The following is an 18,077-nucleotide window of genomic DNA, read 5'->3' on the forward strand; positions in this document are numbered from 1 at the left end:
GCCCGCCGCATGATGCACGAGGAGTCGAGCATGCTGCAGACCGTGGATGTCGGCCGCCAGCGGCTGGACGCCTACCGGGCGTGCTGCGGGGATGCGGAGATCGATGAGGTGCGGGCACTGGCCGTGCCGCTGGAGGGGGCGCGGGTGCTGCAGGTCAATGCCACCTCCTACGGTGGCGGGGTGGCGGAGATCCTGCGCTCCCAGGTGCCGCTGATGCGGGATCTGGGGCTGGTCGCCGACTGGAAGACCATCACCGGCTCACCGGAGTTCTTCACCGTCACCAAAGCCATCCACAACGGTCTGCAGGGAGACCCGCGGGGCGTGGAGGAGGCCGCATGGCGGGTGTACGAGAAGATCTCCGCCGAGTTCTCGGCCCAGCTGGAGGAGTCCTACGACGTGGTCGTGGTGCACGATCCGCAGCCGCTGGCGCTGCCGCATCTGCGGGGCCGGGGCGACGCCACGTGGATGTGGCGCTGTCACATCGACAGCTCCCAGCCGAATCCGGCGGTGTGGGCCAGGCTGCGGCCGCTGCTGGCCGACTACGACGCGGCGGTCTTCACCCTGGGCGCGTTCGCGCCGCCGGACCTGCCCACCGGCCGGGTGGAGATCATCCCGCCCGCAATCGACCCGCTGAGCCCGAAGAACATGGACCTGGAGGCGGGCTTCGCGGCCCGGGTGCTGGGCTGGATCGGCGTGGACACCACCCGGCCGCTGCTCACCCAGGTGTCGCGGTTCGACCCGTGGAAGGACCCCCTCGGCGTGATCGCCGCCTACCGGCTGGTCAAGCGGCAGACGTCTGATCTCCAGCTGGCCCTGGTCGGGGCAATGGCGCTGGACGACCCCGAGGGCTGGCAGGTGTACCGGCAGATCAGCGAGGCCGTGGCCGACGACCCGGACATCTACCTGCTCACCAACCTCACCGGGATCGGAAACATCGAGGTCAACGCCTTCCAGCGGCACGCCGACGTGGTGATCCAGAAATCGCTGCGGGAGGGCTTCGGGCTGGTGGTCTCCGAAGCCGTCTGGAAGGGCACGCCGGTGGTCGCCGGGCGGGCCGGCGGCATCCCCCTTCAGCTGCCCGACGGCGCCGGCGGACACCTGGTCGCCTCGGTGGAGGAATGCGCCGAGGCAGTGCTCGCCCTGCTCGCCGACCCGGCAAAAGCACGCCGGATGGCCGCCGCCGGGCGGGAGGTGGTACGCCGCCGCTTCCTGCTGCCCCGCCTGATCGCGGACGAACTACGGCTCATCGCCAGCCTCCTCGACACCCCTGAACCTGCCACCCGCGTGCTCCCCTCCGTGGGCGTGGCCGGAGAGGACCGCGACCCCGTCTGCGGCATGCGCGTCAACGCCGATGCCGCCTACCACACCCGCCACGACGGGACGCTGTTCCGGTTCTGCTCGGCCTCCTGCCAGCGCCAGTTCGCCCTCTCCCCGCAGCTCTACCTGCGTGCCGTCTTCGGGACGCTCGGGAGGAGCCAGGCGCGCCGGGACGGCTGACACACGCACAGCGGGACGAGAGCGAAAGAGGCCGGTGATGTCCGAGCTGCGGCGGGACCCGTTCACCCGGACCTGGGTCGTCATCGCCCCTGGCCGCAGCTCGCGCCCCCGCCAGATACCCGCCGCGGCGCCCACCCCACCCGCTGCGCGGGCGCGCTGCCCGTTCTGCCCCGGCCACGAGCAGGAGACGCCCGAGGAACTGTGGCGCCTGCCCGCCCCCGATGCCACTTGGGCCGTACGAGTGGTGCGCAACCGCTACCCCCTCCTGACTCCGCGTGCGCAGACCACCGCCCATCGTGCAGGGGTCCGCCCCGGCGAAGGCCTGTTCATCCGCGCGGACGGCGTCGGCAGCCACGAGGTCGTCATCGAGTCCCCGCACCATGACTGGGACCTGCCCGACGGCGACGATACGGCGGTGGCCAACGTGCTGCGGGCCTACCGCGCCCGCTGCGCGGCACTGCGCGCGAAACGCCCAGGCCTGGTGCTGCCGTTCCGCAACCACGGCGCCGCCGCCGGCAGCTCCCTGCCCCACCCGCATTCCCAGATCATGGCCACGCCGATCGTGCCGCTGCGCCATCGGCACCTGTTCGACGTCGCCCGCGCCCACTACGACGACACCGGCCGCTGCCTGTACACCGACGTCCGCGACGCCGAACTCGCCGACGGCGCCCGGATCATCGCCGCCAGTGAACACGCCGTCGTGCTCGCCCCTTTCGCCCCGCGCGCCCCGTACGAGACCTGGCTGATGCCCCGCGTCCACCACGCCTCCTTCGCCGACACCCCGGACGCGGTCCTGGCCGGCACCGCCGCGCTGCTACGGCGGCTGCTCGCCGCACTGCGCCACCTGCTCGGCGACATCGCGTACAACTACCTGCTGCTCAGCGCCCCCAACGGCGAAGAAGGCACCGACTACTTCCTGTGGCACCTGCAGCTGCTGCCCCACCTGACCGAGACCGCCGGCTTCGAACTGGGCAGCGGCATGGCGGTCATCACCGTGCCGCCCGAGCAGGCCGCCGCCGACCTGCGCAACGCCCTGGCGCAGCTTTCCTCGGGCAGCCGCAGCCCCGGTCACGGGGCGGCGGTCCAGAAGAGAACTGAGGGACCTGGCCAGGCAGCGGTGCGCTGATGTCCCGTCCCGCTTCACGTTCCTTCCCGGACACACCGCTGACCAGGCCGGCCAGCGGGCCGGGGAGGTCCAACACCCGTTGTAGCGCAGCGTGATCGGTTCACCTAGCATCGTCTGACATGAGCGGGGAGGGAGAACCTGCTGTGTGGGCCGATGGCCGGCGGCCGTCGGGCTCCTCTGCAGATGGGAAATGGGGTGGGCGTGGGCGGCCGTTCGTACGTACGCACGGCGCTGGGCTGGCCCGTACCGCCGTGCCGTCTGCGGCCTGCGACCGCCGGAGCCGTCGTGTGACGGGGCGTGCCTCGGCTGTCCGGATCCCATCCCAGGTGCCGTGCCCAGCGGGCCGTTGCCGTGGGCCCGTCCTCGAGCGGTAGCCCCTGGGATGCGCCGAACGTCCTGACCACCACCGCGCCTGACCACCGGATGGAACCCTCATGAGTTTCACTCTCTTCCGTGAGCCGGATTATCCCTACGAGGAACTGGTGGACCTGGCCACCGGGCAGTACCGCGACACCGAGGAACTGTCCGCGATCACCGCCGCGATCGCGCGGCCGGGAGAGTGTCTGTGGCTCTCCGAGCCCGCCGCCACGGTCTTCCATCTGCGGCGCAGGGGTCGGGGCAAGAGGACGTTCTGGGCCCTGGACCAGTGGGACGCTCTTGAGGCCGAAGCGTGGATCCGCAAGAAGCTGTCCGAGACGGTCCTGGAGCGGCTGAACAGGCCGGGGCGGTGCAGGACATACGCCCTCGCGCCCGGGATCGAGGAAGGTGACCTGGACGCGCTGGAGGAGCTGGACCGGATCTGGCTGTCGGGGATGCGCGGCAAGCCAGAGTGGTGGTTCCAACTGGCAGGCGTGGACGGCCCGGCCGGGATCGACGCCTGCATACGGGACCGGATGGCCGTCGTCAAGGCCGAGCTGGCCCGGCTGAAGGCGCTGCGCGCCCGGCACCTGGAAGGAAGCTACGGCGACGGTGAGGACGCCGTCGCGTGCACCGCCGCCGCCCTCGGCTGTGATCTGCGCGAGGCCCGCGAGGCCCTGGCAGCCGGCGAGAAATACCGCAAGTGGATCCGCGACGGCGCGGCCCATGCCCGGAAGACGATCCCGGTCCACAGACCCGCCGCACCGACCGGCCTGTCCGACGACCGGGCGGCGATGCTGATGACGGCGGCATGCGATGGCGAATCCGTCGTGCCCGACCGCGCCCACCCGCAGCCCCTGCCGCCCGAGCTGGCTCCCTGGTACGTCTACACCGAGGAACTCGGGCACTGCATCGCCGTCGCGGTCGCGGGGATGTACAAGCCGGAGGGGGATCCATGGCAGTACATGACCGTGGCCCCGGTCAGCATGGTGCTGCGCGTCGAATGGACCAGGCAGGACCTGATCATCGTGGCCCCCGTGCCGTACAGAACCGACATCGGCTGCGTCATCTTCGATGACGCCGAGTGCGAGTTCTGAGACCGGGCCTGACAGCCCCTGGTCTCTGGCTCAGCGGAATTGGGACAACGGTTTCCGCGCATAGCCACCCTTCGTAGGTGCTCACGCGCGTACGGTGATCATCCGTACCTCGGTGGGCACTTTCCGAGGTTCGCCCACACAGGACAAGCGCAGGCGAGCGACAAAACGCCCTGGGACGCCGAGCCCTGGCGGACGCAGTACGCGACAACATCCCCGTGACGAACGGCGAACCAGACAAGTTCAACCGGGACAACGACAAAACGCCAAGGGAAGGGACGGGACAGCTGACCTTGGCGCGGAGCTGCGGCTGCCGCGCACGTACGGCGCGGGCGGTCCCGCCGAGTGCCGGGCACTGGTCCGGGGACGAGACGGCGATCGCGGGTGGACAACCTGGTCTACCGATCCAGGTACTCCTTGGCGAGGGCGCGGACCCGGGCGGTCTTCGCCCGCAGCTGCCGACGCTCGCGGTACCAGCGCAGGCGGGCTCGCGGCCGCCGCCACGAGGGGCGGCGCAGCCGCCAGTCCGCCTCGGCGATCCGGGCACAGGCGTCCTCGATCACGAGCAGCATGACGTCCGGCAGCCGAAGCGCCACATCGACGGGGACAGTGCGTCCGGCGGACGCCAGGGACAGCGTCCCGGCGGGTGGCTGGACACTGCGTTGCTTGCGGATTGCTCGCATGACGGCCTCCGGGGGTCTCGCCGGCGAAGCGGGGTGCGTGCGGCCAGGGACTTCAGACTGGCGCAGGATCGGGCGGGCGGCGTAGAGGCCGACCGGCCCTGGTGGGGACCATCCGCCCCTGAGGGAATCGGCCCGTCCCCTGGCTGGGGTCGGTTCGCAGCCGGTGCGGGGCGCGTCGCCAACTGCCCGTCGGGACTGGCGGACTTACCCACCGGTCAGTGCGGGGTGTCCGGGTCTTGGTCCGGCCCGCCCGTGCGGTCCGGTGCGGGCCGTCGGGCGCGGAAGGTCAGTGCGATCCAGGTGGCCCAGCCGATCGGCTGCAGCACCCAGTAACTGGCGATCCGGTACAGCAGGGTGGCGGCGATGGCCTGGTCCGGGCGCAGGCCGTAGACGGTGAGGAGGGTCGCCAGGCTCGCCTCGACGATGCCGATGCTGCCCGGGGTCAGACGCAGACTGCCCGGGATCTGGGTGAGTGCGTACGCGAGCAGCAGGCCGCGCCAGGGTATGCCGATGCCCAGCGCCCATATGGCGGCGGCCAGGCATGCGATGTCGAACGCCCAGTTGAGCAGAGCGAGGCCGAACGGCCGCAGCCAGGGCCTCAATCCGGGCTGCACGCTGCGGGCCTGGGCGACCAGGCGCATGAGCGCGTCCTCGATCTGCCGGACGCGCCGGTAGCGCTCGCCCGCCCGCGTCCACGCCCGCCCGGCCGCAGCGCGGAAACCCGGGAGGCGGAAGAGTGCCAGGGCGACCAGGCCGACGCTCAGCGCCAGGCCCGCCACGCCCAGGGCGGGGCGCAGCACCGCGCCGCCGGGGCCGCCCAGGCCCGCGGTGAGCGCCCCGGCCACCAGCAGGATGAACAGGCTGAGTGCCGACAGGGTCCCGGCGACCACCAGTACCGCCGCCGCGAGGACTTGGCCCACGTGGCGTCGGCGCAGCTGCCGGTAGAGCCAGGCGGCGGAGAAGGCCGCGCCGCCGGGCAGCGCCCCGGCCACGGCGTTCGCGGCCACGGCCAGCGCCGTCATGCTCTTCAGGCTCAGACGCGCCCCGCCGGCGTGCAGCAGCCAGCGCTGCACCGCGGCGAAGCACACGAGGGACGCCGCCTCGGCGGCCAGCGCGACCGTGAGCTTGGGCGGGCTCACCTGGGTGAGGAGCTGGGCCGCTCCGGCCAGTTCATGGCTGTGGTTGGTGGCGAGCAGGAGCGCGGCCGCCAGGAGGACGGCGGCGCCCAGCCACCACGCCCAGCCGGGGCGTGTGGGTGAGCGTGCCTGCGCGGCCGTCGGCGGCCGTCTGGGAAGGCGGTGCGGTGATCGGCCGTGCCGGCGGCCGAGGCGGGCCCGCGACTCGGCGGGATGGCTGCGGGGCATGACCGTCTCCGGGACGCCGTCGGGATGCATCGCTCAGGTTTGCCGGGGCCGGTAGGCGGCGGCGCCGATCAGGTAGTGGCCGGCGCGCCAGGTCCGGTGGTGGCCGTCGACCACGAGGCCGCGCCGGTCGAGTTCGGTGAGGAAGTCGGTGGGGGTGAACCGGTCGTCGCGGGGGTGGTCGAACAGCAGGCGGTAGGTGCGGGTGGCCAGGGCGAGCGCGGTGACCTCGTCGAAGTAGAAGGTCCCGCCGGGGCGCAGGACGCGGGCGATCTCGTCGAGGGCCGAGCGCCAGTCGGGGATGTGGTGGATGATCGCGAAGTCGAAGACCGCGTCGTAGGTGTGGTCCTCGGCGCCCAGCGCCGCGCGCAGGTCGGTGGCGCTGCCGGTGGCCAGCCGGACGCGGTCGGCGAGCGGCGCCAGGCGGCGGCGTGCCCGGGCGGTCATCGCCGGGTCGAGGTCGACGGCGTCGACGTGGGCCGCTCCCATGTCGCGCAGGAGCAGCTGGGTGCCGTAGCCGGGGCCGCAGCCGATCTCCAGGACATGGGCGCCGGGCGGCAGCGGGCCGCCCAGGCGCCGCAGCGCGGGCACCTCGTAGAAGCGCTGCAGCCAGCGCCGGGGCGGGGAGTTGACCAGGACGGTCTCCATCCGGTTCATCAGCACGGCTCTTCCTCCTTCGTGGGCGCGCGGCGGATCGCACCGGCGTGCTCGGCGCGGCTGGTCGGCCCGCGGTTCACAGCCGCAGGGCGCGGCGCATTGCGACGGTGATCTCCTCGAACTTGGCGTCTGCGGCGGCGGGTTCCGTCTTGGCCGCGTCCAGTACGCAGTGCCGTACGTGGTCGTCGAGCAGGCCGAGGGCGACCTCGTGCAGGGCGTGGGTGACGGCGCTGATCTGGGTGAGGACGTCGATGCAGTACCGGTCGTCGTCGACCATGCGGGTGATCCCGCGTACCTGTCCCTCCACCCGGTGCAGGCGGGCGAGGTGGTCGGTCTTGTGGCCGTGGTACCCGGGCGGTGCCGGGTGCTGGGCGTGGTCGCTGCCGGTGGTGGCGGTCATCGCCGCTCAACTCCCTCCTGTCGCTGGGCGGCCGGGGCCGCCGCGCGATCGTCATGCGGTGTTCGTGTGGTGCGCAGGGTGGTGATGGCCAGGATGGCCGCGGCGGCGGCGATGGCCGCGTTGATCAGCAGGCCGTCGGCGATCCCGTCGGTGAAGGTGGTGCCGGTGGGGCGGGTGCGGGTCAGGTCGCCGGGCCACTGGGCGGCGACGATGGCGCCCATGACGGCGATGCCGAGGGACAGTCCGATCATGCGGAAGGCGTTGAGGGTGGCGCTGGCGATGCCGGTGTGGCGATCCGGGATGTGTTCGAGGGTGGCGGTGGTGATGGCTGTGGTGGACAGCCCGATGCCCAGGCCCGTCACCAGCAGTCCCGGTTGCAGCTGGCCGGCTCCCCAGCCAGGGCTGATGCCGGCCAGCAGCACGAGTCCGGCGGCGGTGAGCGCCATGCCCGCGCCGATGAGGGTGCGGGCGCCGAGGCGGGGGACCAGCCAGCCCGCCGCGGGCGCGACGACCGCGCCGAGCAGGGTCAGTGGCAGCAGGGCCAGGCCGGCTTGCAGGGCGGTGTCCCCGGCGGCGAGCTGCAGGTAGAGGGAGAGGAAGAAGAACACGCTGCACATGACGGCGAGGCTGGCCATGCCCAGCAGGTTTCCGGGCAGGAAGCCCGGCCGGCGCAGCAGGGACAGCTCCAGCAGCGGTGCCGCGGCCCGGCGCTCGATGCGGATGAAGAGCGCGAGGGCGGCCACGGCGGTGGCGAGCAGGGCCCACAGCGTCGCCGAGGCCGCGCCGTAGGCGTTGGCCTGCGTCAGCGCGTAGATCAGGGCCGTGAGGCCGACGGCCGAGGCGAGTCCGCCGGCGAAGTCGATTCGCCCGGGGCGGGGCACGGGCGGCGGGGCGGGCAGGGTGCGGCGGGCGACGGCCCAGACGGCGACACCGAGCGGGGCGTTGATCCAGAAGATGGACCGCCAGCCGAGGCCGCTGGTCAGCAGGGCGCCCACCAGCGGGCCGCCGGCCAGGGCGGCGGCGCCGACACCGGACCACACCCCCAGGGCCAGTGGGCGGGAGCGGCCGGGGAACGAGGTGAGCAGCAGGGCGAGGGAGGCCGGACCCATCAGCGCCGCCCCGGCGCCCTGGGCGGCGCGCAGCCCGATCAGCGCGCCGCCGTCCGGCGACAGCCCGGCGGTCAGTGAGGAGACGGTGAACACCGCCAGCCCGGCCAGGAAGACGGGCCGGGAGCCGAACCGGTCGGCGAGCATGCCGCCCCACAGGGTGAGCACCGCGAAGGTGAGGGTGTAGAGGTTGATCACCCACTCCAGCCCGGCCAGCCCCAGCCCGAGCTCGCGCCCGAGCGGCGGCAGCGCGACGACGACCGCGGTGTCGTCGATCAGCACCAGGAACCATGCCACGGAGACGACCGCCAGCACCCACCCTCGCCGGGTCGGGCCCGGTGAACCGGCGGTCGCGGGTTCCCCGTTGGGTCCGGCGGTCTGCCAGGGGAAGGCCGAGGTCTGTTCCGCGTCACGGGGAAGTCCGGTGGGGCTGCCTTCTCGCCAGGAACGGCCTCCCCCGCTCCCGTGCGGGGATCGGACGTCCCGGTGCGTCAGAAACGACATCGCCTGGCGGACCTTGGTGAAGAGCGCGGCACCGCGCCGGGTGGTGCTCATCGCGGGTCCCTGGGCTTCGTCGCCGTCCGGCCGGTCACGCCGCGAGGTGCGCCGTCTGATCCGGTCGCGGGCTGCTCTGGCGCGGCTGCGGGGCCGCTGTGGTGGGTGGCGGGCTGTTTGGTGACGGTGACGCGGCGGGGCGCCACCGTCGTGCCGGGGGTGTGCTCGGTGGGGGGCTGGGTGCCCAGCAGGCGGTAGACGGCGGTGCCGTCGACGGTCTCCTGCTCCAGCAACAGCTCGACCAGGCCCTGCAGCTCGTCGCGGTGGGCTTCCAGCAACGTGGTGGCGCTGTCTTCGGCGTCGCGGAGCAGGCGGGCGACCTCGGTGTCGATGGCGGCCTGGGTGGCCTCGGCGAAGGGCCGGCTGGAGAGGGCGGAGCCGCCGCTGCCGAGGAAGACCGAGCCGCCCTGGGGGTATCCGACCGGGCCGAGCGAGGTGGACAGGCCGAACTCGCGGACCATTTTGGTGGCCAGTTCGGTGGCCCCGGCCAGGTCGTTGGCGGCGCCGGTGGAGCCCTGGCCGAGTGCGACGAGTTCGGCCGCGCGCCCGCCGAGGCGGACGGCGAGCGTCTGGGTGAGGTAGTCCTCGCCGTACAGGTGGCGCTCGATCAAGGGCAGTTGCTCGGTGACGCCGAGGGTCTGGCCTGCGGGCAGGATGGTGACCTTGGCGACCGGGTCCGCGCTGGGGCTGAGCGCGGCGACCAGGGCGTGGCCGGACTCGTGGACGGCGACCGCGTGCTTCTCGGCGGGCAGCAGGACGTTGGAGCCCTCGCGGCGGCCGAGCAGGATCCGGTCGCGGGCTTGTGCGAAGTCGTCGGCGGTCAGGACGTCCCGGCCGTCGCGTACGGCGACGATGGCGGCCTCGTTGGCCAGGTTGGCCAGGTCGGCGCCGGAGAAGCCCGGCGTGCCGCGGGCCACCACGTCCAGGTCGACGCCGGCATCGAGGCGCTTGCTGTGGCAGTGCACGGTGAGGATGGCGGCCCGTTCGGCGAGGGTGGGCAGCGGGACGGTGACCTGCCGGTCGAAGCGGCCCGGGCGCAGCAGGGCGGGGTCGAGGACCTCGGGCCGGTTGGTGGCGGCGAGCACCACGATGCCCTCGGCTCCTTCGAAGCCGTCCATCTCCGACAGGAGTTGGTTGAGGGTCTGTTCGCGTTCGTCGTTGGACACCACCGCTCCGGCGCCCCTGCGCCCGCCCAGGGCGTCGATCTCGTCGACGAAGACGATCGCGGGGGCGCGTTTGCGGGCCTCGGCGAACAGGTCCCGTACTCGGGCGGCGCCGACACCGACGTACATCTCGACGAAGCTGGAGCCGGCCACCGACAGGAACGGCACGTCCGCCTCCCCGGCGACCGCGCGGGCGAGCAGGGTCTTGCCGGTGCCGGGCGGACCGACCATGAGCACGCCCCGCGGTGCGGTGGCGCCGGCCTTGTGGTAGCGCTCGGGCCGGCGCAGGAAGTCGACCACCTCGGCGATCTCCGCCTTGGCGCCCTCGTAGCCCGCGACATCGGCGAAGCCGGTCTTGGGGCGTTCGGCGTCGAACACCTTGGCCTTGGACTTGCCGACGCCGCCGAGGGCGCCGTGCATCTGGGCCATGGCGCCCTTCGACATCCGGTACCAGAGCCAGCCGATGATCAGGAACGGGGCGAGGATCAGCGTCCAGGACAGGAACTGGGAGCCGAAGGACGGCGTGGGCGAGGACGCGGTGATCGTCACCTTCTTGTCCTGCAGCCGGTCCAGCAGCTGCTCCCCGGCGAGGTCGACGGGGATGGTGACCGTGTAGCGGTGGCCGTTGGTGAGGGTTCCGCCTGCCTTCCCGTCGGTCTTGAGGGTGACCGTCTTGACCTTGCCCGTGTCGACCTGCTGGACGAACTGTGAGTAGTTCAGGTCCATCTTCTCCGGGCCCTGCACGTTGGGCAGGGTGGCCCACAGCAGGACGGCGGCCAGGGCGGCGATCGGCCACAGCCAGTGCCGCCAGCGAGGGGGAGGCGGCGGCGCCGTGGGCGTGGGCCGGTCGCCCTCCGGGGGCGGGGTTGCCTGCTTGGTCATGGCTGCCTTCCCATCCTTGTGGGCCGCTGCGGCGCCCGGCCCGGCGCGCCCCCGAGAGGCCGGGCACCGTCGTCGGCTCAGGGCGTGTCGCCGTGGTGGGCGTGGACGATGTAGCGGTGCGGGTCGGCGCGGAAGGTCGCGGCGCACTGGGCGGAGCAGAAGTAGTACGTCACGTCGTGCACCGTCTCGCTGTCGGCGGCGGCTTCCGGGCTGATGGGCATCCTGCATACCGGGTCGGTGACGGTGGCGGCCGCCTCGTGGTGCTGGTGGTGGTTGTGGCGCCGGATGCTCATGTCGTCCTCCGGTGTCGTGACGGAGTGTGCGGTCGTGGCGGGTTCGGGTTGCGGTTGCTGCTCGGCCGGGACCTCCACCCGCGGCTCGACCGCGGCCGGGGCGGCGGCGGGCAGCGGGGCGGGGTGGTGGCGGCGCAGCCGGTTGGCGTTGGTGACCACCGACAGCGAGGACAGGGCCATGGCGGCGGCGGCCAGGATCGGGCTGAGCCGGATGCCCAGCCACGGGTAGAGGACACCGGCCGCGATCGGGATGCCGGTGGCGTTGTAGGCGAGGGCGAAGAACAGGTTCTGCCGGATGTTGCGCATGGTCGCGCGCGACAGCCGGATCGCGGTGACGACCCCGGCCAGGGAGCCGGAGATGAGGGTGATGTCGGAGGCCTCGATGGCCACGTCGGTGCCGGTGCCGATCGCGAAGCCCACGTCGGCCTGGGCAAGCGCGGGGGCGTCGTTGATGCCGTCGCCGACCATGCCGACCCGGCGGCCCTCGCCCTGCAGTCGGCGGATCGCGTCGGCCTTGTGCTCCGGCAGCACCTCCGCCAGCGCCCGCTCCACTCCGACCTGCGCGGCGATGGCGGCGGCGGTGCGCCGGTTGTCGCCGGTGAGCATGACGACGTCCACGCCGAGCCCGCGCAGGGCGGTGATGGCGGCGGCGGAGTCCTCCTTGACGGTGTCCGCGACGCCCAGGACCCCGGCAGGAGCACCGTCCACGGCAGCGAGGACAGGTGTCTTGCCCTGGGCGGACAACTCGGTCGCGAGTGGGGTGAGGGCGGCGGTGTCGATCCCTGCGTCGGACAGCAGGCGGGCGGCGCCGACCAGGACCGCGTGCCCGTCCACGGTGGCTTGCACGCCCTTGCCGGTGACCGAGTCGAAGCCGCCCACCGGGGGCACCTCAAGGCCCCGCTCCCGGGCGCCGGCGACGAGGGCGGCGGCCAGCGGATGCTCGCTGTCGCGCTCGGCCCCGGCCACCAGGGCCAGCAGCCCCGACTCGTCGATCCCGGCCAAGGGCCGTACGTCGGTGAGCACCGGCTTGCCCGCGGTGATGGTGCCGGTCTTGTCCAGGACCACGGTGTCCAGCTTGTGGGCGGTCTCCAGCGCCTCGGCCGAGCGGATCAGGATGCCCGCCTGGGCTCCCTTGCCGGTGGCGACCATGATGGACATCGGGGTGGCCAGGCCCAGCGCGCACGGGCAGGCGATGATCAGTACGGCGACCGCCGAGACCAGGGCCAGGGTCAGCGCGGGGGCCGGGCCGACGGTGAACCAGACGGCGAAAGTGACCACCGCGAGCGCGATGACGGCCGGTACGAAGTACGCCGACGTGGCGTCCGCCAGGCGCTGGATGGGGGCCTTGGAGGCCTGGGCCTGCTGCACCAGCCGGATGATCTGGGCGAGCACCGTGTCCGCGCCGACCTTGGCCGCCCGCACCCGCAGCGATCCCGTGCCGTTGACGGTGGCGCCGATCACGGTGTCCCCGGTCCGCTTGGTCACCGGCATCGGCTCCCCGGTCACCATGGACTCGTCCACCGCGGAGGCTCCGGACAGCACGCTCGCGTCGACCGGGATCTTCTCGCCGGGCCGGATGACCACCTCGTCACCGACGACGACGTCCTCCACCGGGATCTCACTCTCGGCTCCGCCGCGTATCACCCGGGCCGTGCGGGCCTGCAGGCCCAGCAGGGCGCGGATCGCCTCGCCGGTGCCGGCCTTGGCCTTCGCCTCCAGCAGCCGGCCGAGCAGGATCAGGGTGAGGATCACCCCGACCGCCTCGAAGTACACCTCGCGTACGTCCTCGGGCAGCACGCCGGGGGCGAGGGTGACCAGCAGGCTGTAGCCGTAGGCTGCCACCGTGCCCAGCGTGATCAGGGAGTTCATGTCCGCGGCCCGGTGGGCCAGGGTCAGCCAGCCGGTGCGGTGGATCGGCCAGCCGGTGTAGAACATCACCGGCGTGATCAGCGCCAGCTGCAGCCAGTCGTTGAGCAGGATGCCCGGCACCCAGTCGGCACCGAAGAGTTCGTGTGCCATCACCGCGAAGAGCACCGGCAGCGTCAGCACCGTGCCGAAGGCCACCCGCCGGGTCAGGTCCGCGATCTCCGCGCGCCGCTCTTCGGCCTGCGCCGCCTCCTCCTCGGCCGCGGCCGCCTCACTCGGCCCCGCGGCCGCGGGCGGCCCCTCCCCCGTGGCGGTCGGTTCCCCGTCCGTTTCCGCGCCGCCTGCTGTCGGCTCGACGACCAGCGTGCCGTGGATCATGTTCATCCCGCACGCGAAGCCGAACGAGCCCGCCTGCCGCGGCACGAGGCGGACGGTGGTGCGCTCGAAGGCCGGCAGCGCCGCGCTGGTCGCCAGCTCCGGGAAGACCACCCGCGAGGTGCAATCCCCCGACTCCTGACGGTCGAACGCCAGCTCCAGCGGCACGCCCTGCCGCACCCGGATCACGTCGGGGCTGTAGCCGCCCCGCACCGTCACCTCCACCCGCTGCACCCCGTCCTCGACGCGGGCCGTGCGCGCACGGCGCGGGCCGAAGAAGAACCAGCCCAGCGCGCCGATCACCGCGGCGGAGACGGGGACGACGACGAGATCGGCCACATCCATGACGGACTCCTTCGGGCCGGGAAGCGGTGTATGTCATCCACCCTCACCCCGGGTACCCCCACCATGTAGGGGTCATCCGTCCCGGTGAGTAGGGCCGAGTGGCCCCGTGCGCCCGCCCACTGCTACGAAGGAGATTGGTAGTACCCCGCTACCGCTGCGGGGAGACGGAGTCCTTCCATTCCGCCCTGCATCGAGAGAAGGGATCACCGTGATGTTCTGGTACAACGACCACGACATCAGCGGCTGGGGCTGGTTCGGCATGTCCCTCGGCATGGTTGTCTTCTGGGGCCTGCTCATCACCGCCTTCGTGCTGCTCTTCCGCGCCCTGAACCGGCCGCCCGAGCACACCGGCACCTCCACCCCGCCGTCTGCACCGCCGGCATCCGCCACCCCGGAGCAGCTGCTCGCCGAGCGGTTCGCCCGCGGCGAGATCGACGAGGAGGAGTACCGGCACCGCCTGGAGGTGCTGCGCACCGGCGGGCCCACCCTGACCAAGCAGTGACCAGAGCCCGCCGAGGGCGGAACCAGGTCACCTCAAAGGGGAGGAACTGTCATGCGAACGATTACGCGAATCGGCGTCGTCCTCGCGGCTCTGGCCGCAGTGGCCCTCGCACCGGCGACCGCGAGGGCCGACACTCCCGCGGATCCGGGTTCCGGGTTTGGTCAGCACGTGCGGCAGTGCGCGCAGGCCATGGGATTCTCCGGAACCCACAACCCCGGCAGGCACCAGGGCCACGCCGGCTGGGACGGCATGCCCTGCGCCGGCTGAGCAGGAACCTGCGGTACAGGTGTGAGGGCGCCCGGGTCCGCACGGACCCGAGCGGCGCCTCCTCATCGCGGCTCCCTGTACGCCGATCTGCCGCTTTCCGGTGTGCCGCCATGGGATGAGGCGGTTCGGGGGTCGCCCTGGCAGCACTCTGGGTGTCACAGCGAACGGAGACTGTGATGCACACATCGCTTCATGGGAACACGGCGCAGCCCAGGCGCCTCGACAGCGTTCCGAGACGCGGCGGCGTCGTGGCCGCAGCGGCGGCCCTGCTGCTCATCGGGCTGCTCTCCGGCTCCGCCCGGGCCGACGAGGAGGAGAGCGACGAGGCGTCGGTGCTGGCCGAGCAGGCCATCTCGCTGATCGCCAACGACGCCGGCGACGCACGGGTCGCCGAACGCATCGAGGACGCCCTCATGGCCCCGGAGAAGGAGGGCGTCGACCTGGTTCCGGTCCGTCAGGCCCTCGACGTCGTCGAGCGGCCGGGCCGCACCGAGGCGGCCGACGAGCAGGCCCGCACGCTGCTGCTGGACGCCCTCGGCGGCAAGCTGCCCTCGGCCCCGGAGGCAGGGGCGTTCGCCACCGGAACCGAGACCGGCACCAGTGAGATCCTCGGCGAGTTCCGGCCCGCCCGCGGTGTCTCGGACGACGGTGACGCCGTCCTGCTCGGCCTGGCCGGCGCGGCCGTCGTCGGCGGGCTGTGGCTGTCCCATCGCTGGCGTCCCCCGCACACCATCCGACAACTCGAGCACCGCGATGCGGGGGAGGAATCATGACCGCCGACCGGCACGCGCCGGGACACGGCGCCGCCGGGGCCACCCCCACTGTGCGTGGGGCACCTCCCCGGCCCGGCGGATTCCGCCGCGCCGTCGACGCGGTCGACGAACGGATGGGCATCAAGGCGCTGGCATACCCGGTGCCCGAGCACGCCAACAACCTCACCTGGAGCCTGGGCGGACTGACCGCGGTCTCGTTCGTGATCCTGCTGGTCACCGGCATCTACATCGCGCAGTTCTACTCACCCATGCCGGAGAACGCCAACCAGTCCGTCCGCGATCTGGTCACCGACGTCTGGCTGGGCGGCTTCGCTCGCGGCCTGCACTACTGGGCCGCCCAGACGATGTTCGTCCTGGCGCTGCTGCACCTGCTGCGGGTGTTCTTCCACGCCTCGTTCAAGAAGCCCCGCGAGGGCAACTGGATCCTCGGCGTCGCGATGTTCCTGCTCACCTTCCTGGCCATCTTCACCGGCACGGTCATCAAGTGGGACCAGGAGGGATACGAGGCGCTCATCCACAACCTGGACGTCGCCGAACTGCTCGGCGGCGCGGGCATCTGGTTCACCTCCGACCTCACCGACCAGGTGCCGCTGCTGCTGCGCCTCTACACCGCCCACGCGGTGATCATCCCCGGGCTGATCCTGCTGCTCTTCGTCTGGCACGCGCTGCTGGTCAAGCGCCACAAGATCTCGCCCCACCCGGAGATCCCGGCTCCGGAGAAGGAGACGCCCGAGCCGTTCACCGCCCACCTGAAGCGGGTCGCAGCCTTCGGCCTGGTGCTGCTCGGCGTGCTCTCCGCGCTGGCCGTCCTCATTCCACCGGTGATCGGGCCGACCCCGGTGGAGGGGATCGAAGTCACCCGGCCGCTGTGGATGTTCTGGTGGTTCTTCCCGATGGAGGAGTGGTTCGGGGTCGCCTCGATCGCCTTCGTCATCGCCGGGGTCTTCGGGCTGCTGTTCCTGGTGCCGTTCCTCGACCGCGGACCGAAGCGCCGGTGGCGGGAGCGGAAGGCGGCCACCGCCACGGCCGTCGTCGTGCTCCTCGCGCTGGCCGCGATCACCGTGAACGTGTGGGTCAACAACCCCAGGGGGCACTGATGTACGCCGCCGACCCACGGCGCGCCCGGCGCTGGTTCTGGACGTTGCTCGCCATCGCGGTGCTCGCGATGGGCGCCCTGTATCAGGGCATGCGCGCGGCTCCCGGTCCCGGTCCCGGCACCGGCCTCCTCGTGGCGTTCAGCGCCCTCGTCCTGGTCGCGTCCAGCGCCCAGGCCGCCCGGATCCTGACCGCACTCAACGGCCCGCCCCGCTTCCCGCGCCGGTGGCGGCCCGGCCGCGGAGGTCCGCTCCCGGGGGCGAAAGCAGACCTGAGCCAGGGCACACCCCGTTCGTCACCCGCTGCCGGGACGCCGACCGAAACTGCAGATGCCCCGGTCTCGGCACCGACCGCCTGTCGCCAGATGCGCCGGGGTCGCCGATAGGGACCTCCGGCCTACTACTAAGGCCCTTAGTCCTATATGGAGTGGCCGCCGACAGGGCCAGCGTGGGACCGAGCACGCCGTGGCAGGTCGAGTCTCTGGCCGCCCACCGGGTGGCCGGGCTTGCTGATGGCGAGATGGGAGAAGGACGACGTGGGTCAGCGGTCATGGAAGGTGAAGGCTGGAGCAGTCGGTTCAGCGATGTTGCTGGCGACACTCGCCGCATGTTCCTCGCCGGGAAACGAGGATTCCCGCCCCGCCGCCAGGGCGTCGGAATCGGCCTCCGGCCCGCGGGGCACAGTGTGGGTGGCTGTCGAGGGCGGCAACGCCCTGACGGCCATCGACGCGGCAACGAGCACCGTGGTCACCACCGTGAGCGGCATCACCGAGCCGCACAACGTGCAGGTGGCCCTCGACGGCAAGCACGTGTACGCGGTCAGCGGTGACACCGACACCGTGGCCGCGCTCGACACGACCACCTACCGGCTCACGGCGACCGGCCCGACCGGATCCGCTCCGGCCCACGTGATCGTGACGCCGGACGGCGCGAAGAGCTACGTCACCAACTACGGCGACGGCACGGTGTCGGTCTACCGGGCAGGCGATCTGAAGCCCACGAAGGTCGTCAGGGTCGGTGGCGGCCCGCACGGCGCACGTCCGGCTCCCGACGGCAGCGCCCTGGTCGTGGCCAACATGAAGGCCGAAACGGTCGACATCATCGACACCCGGACCGACACCAAGACCGCCACCGTCCCGGTGGGCGGCCCGCCGGTCCAGGTGGCGATCTCTCCGGACGGCCGGTACGCCTTCGCCACCGTCTCCCAGCCGGCCGGGGTCGTGAAGATCAGCCTGGAGTCGCGCAGGATCGAGGCGCGAACCTCTGTGTCCGCCGCCCCTGCGCAGGCCTACCTCACGCCCGACGGGCGAACGCTGCTGTCGGCCGACCAGGGCAGCGAGGACCGGCCCGGCAGCTCGGTGTCCCTCATCGACACCGCGAGCATGACGGTGACCGGCCGCCTGGCCACCGGATCCGGCCCGCACGGCCTGGTCGTCGACCCCACCGGCCGGCGGGCCTGGGCGACCAACCTCTACGACGGCACCGTGTCCGTCCTCGACCTGACCGCACGGCGGACCGTCGCCACCGTGAAGGTGGGCGAGGAGCCGAACGGAGTCAGCTTCGCCACCCGCCCACCGGCCGCGGCCGCCGCCCGAATGAAGGTGGTGCTCCCCTCGGCCTCAGCCCACCCGTCCGGCACCGGCATGCCCGACGACATGCCCGGCATGTAGTGACGGACGGA

At 72.4% G+C, this 18,077-nt stretch carries 15 protein-coding genes; 8 read left to right on the plus strand and 7 right to left on the minus strand.

What is annotated here, in order from left to right:
* Nucleotides 1–30: 30 nt before the first annotated feature.
* The 3 genes from IG90_RS0102420 (at nt 31) to IG90_RS0102430 (ending at nt 4,077) form a co-directional block, all read left to right on the plus strand.
* Complete coding sequence (locus tag IG90_RS0102420) at nt 31–1,497, plus strand: glycosyltransferase (protein ID WP_030576688.1); 1,467 nt, start codon at nt 31–33, stop codon at nt 1,495–1,497.
* A 37-nt stretch (nt 1,498–1,534) separates the two neighbouring features.
* On the plus strand, nt 1,535–2,623 hold the full coding sequence (locus tag IG90_RS0102425) for a galactose-1-phosphate uridylyltransferase (RefSeq protein WP_051859931.1): 1,089 nt from the start codon (nt 1,535–1,537) through the stop codon (nt 2,621–2,623).
* A 434-nt stretch (nt 2,624–3,057) separates the two neighbouring features.
* The gene (locus IG90_RS0102430; RefSeq protein ID WP_030576694.1) at nt 3,058–4,077 is read left to right on the plus strand and encodes a hypothetical protein; all 1,020 of its coding nucleotides are present in this window, start codon (nt 3,058–3,060) and stop codon (nt 4,075–4,077) included.
* Between the two features lie 395 nt (nt 4,078–4,472).
* Here IG90_RS0102430 and IG90_RS0102435 read toward each other — a convergent pair whose 3' ends face one another.
* From IG90_RS0102435 to IG90_RS0102465, 7 genes are all read right to left on the minus strand, one after another.
* Nucleotides 4,473–4,757, minus strand: a complete 285-nt coding sequence (locus tag IG90_RS0102435; RefSeq protein ID WP_030576698.1) for a hypothetical protein — start codon at nt 4,755–4,757, stop codon at nt 4,473–4,475.
* Between the two features lie 215 nt (nt 4,758–4,972).
* Nucleotides 4,973–6,121, minus strand: a complete 1,149-nt coding sequence (locus IG90_RS0102440; protein ID WP_078585167.1) for a lysylphosphatidylglycerol synthase transmembrane domain-containing protein — start codon at nt 6,119–6,121, stop codon at nt 4,973–4,975.
* A 33-nt stretch (nt 6,122–6,154) separates the two neighbouring features.
* On the minus strand, nt 6,155–6,775 hold the full coding sequence (locus IG90_RS0102445) for a class I SAM-dependent methyltransferase (RefSeq protein WP_030576705.1): 621 nt from the start codon (nt 6,773–6,775) through the stop codon (nt 6,155–6,157).
* A 76-nt stretch (nt 6,776–6,851) separates the two neighbouring features.
* Nucleotides 6,852–7,175 carry a metal-sensitive transcriptional regulator gene (locus tag IG90_RS0102450; RefSeq protein WP_030576708.1) on the minus strand — a complete coding sequence of 108 codons (324 nt, stop codon included), beginning with the start codon at nt 7,173–7,175 and terminating at the stop codon, nt 6,852–6,854.
* Nucleotides 7,172–8,836 (minus strand): MFS transporter, encoded by a 1,665-nt coding sequence (locus IG90_RS0102455; RefSeq protein WP_209443538.1) that lies wholly within the window; start codon nt 8,834–8,836, stop codon nt 7,172–7,174. The genes IG90_RS0102450 and IG90_RS0102455 overlap by 4 nt, the downstream gene beginning before the upstream one ends.
* Nucleotides 8,833–10,881, minus strand: coding sequence for an ATP-dependent zinc metalloprotease FtsH (gene ftsH / locus IG90_RS0102460; protein WP_078585157.1), 2,049 nt, complete (start codon nt 10,879–10,881; stop codon nt 8,833–8,835). Before ftsH ends, IG90_RS0102455 begins: the two co-directional genes overlap by 4 nt.
* 77 nt (nt 10,882–10,958) lie before the next feature.
* Nucleotides 10,959–13,760 (minus strand): heavy metal translocating P-type ATPase, encoded by a 2,802-nt coding sequence (locus IG90_RS0102465; protein WP_030576717.1) that lies wholly within the window; start codon nt 13,758–13,760, stop codon nt 10,959–10,961.
* Between the two features lie 208 nt (nt 13,761–13,968).
* Here IG90_RS0102465 and IG90_RS0102470 point away from each other — a divergent pair, with 208 nt between their 5' ends.
* From IG90_RS0102470 to IG90_RS0102495, 5 genes are all read left to right on the plus strand, one after another.
* Entirely contained in the window at nt 13,969–14,262 is a 294-nt protein-coding gene (locus IG90_RS0102470) for an SHOCT domain-containing protein (protein ID WP_030576720.1), read from the plus strand.
* 443 nt (nt 14,263–14,705) lie between these two features.
* On the plus strand, nt 14,706–15,302 hold the full coding sequence (locus tag IG90_RS0102480; RefSeq protein WP_030576728.1) for a hypothetical protein: 597 nt from the start codon (nt 14,706–14,708) through the stop codon (nt 15,300–15,302).
* Complete coding sequence (locus IG90_RS0102485; RefSeq protein ID WP_078585158.1) at nt 15,299–16,399, plus strand: cytochrome b; 1,101 nt, start codon at nt 15,299–15,301, stop codon at nt 16,397–16,399. Before IG90_RS0102480 ends, IG90_RS0102485 begins: the two co-directional genes overlap by 4 nt.
* A complete protein-coding gene (locus tag IG90_RS0102490; protein WP_169779580.1) occupies nt 16,372–16,782 on the plus strand; it encodes a hypothetical protein in 411 nt (136 codons plus the stop codon). The genes IG90_RS0102485 and IG90_RS0102490 overlap by 28 nt, the downstream gene beginning before the upstream one ends.
* A 303-nt stretch (nt 16,783–17,085) precedes the next feature.
* On the plus strand, nt 17,086–18,066 hold the full coding sequence (locus IG90_RS0102495; RefSeq protein WP_209443539.1) for a YVTN family beta-propeller repeat protein: 981 nt from the start codon (nt 17,086–17,088) through the stop codon (nt 18,064–18,066).
* The last annotated feature ends 11 nt before the right edge of the window (nt 18,067–18,077 follow it).

Origin of the sequence: Streptomyces anulatus (assembly GCF_000721175.1) — a bacterium.
Classification (GTDB): domain Bacteria; phylum Actinomycetota; class Actinomycetes; order Streptomycetales; family Streptomycetaceae; genus Streptomyces; species Streptomyces anulatus_C.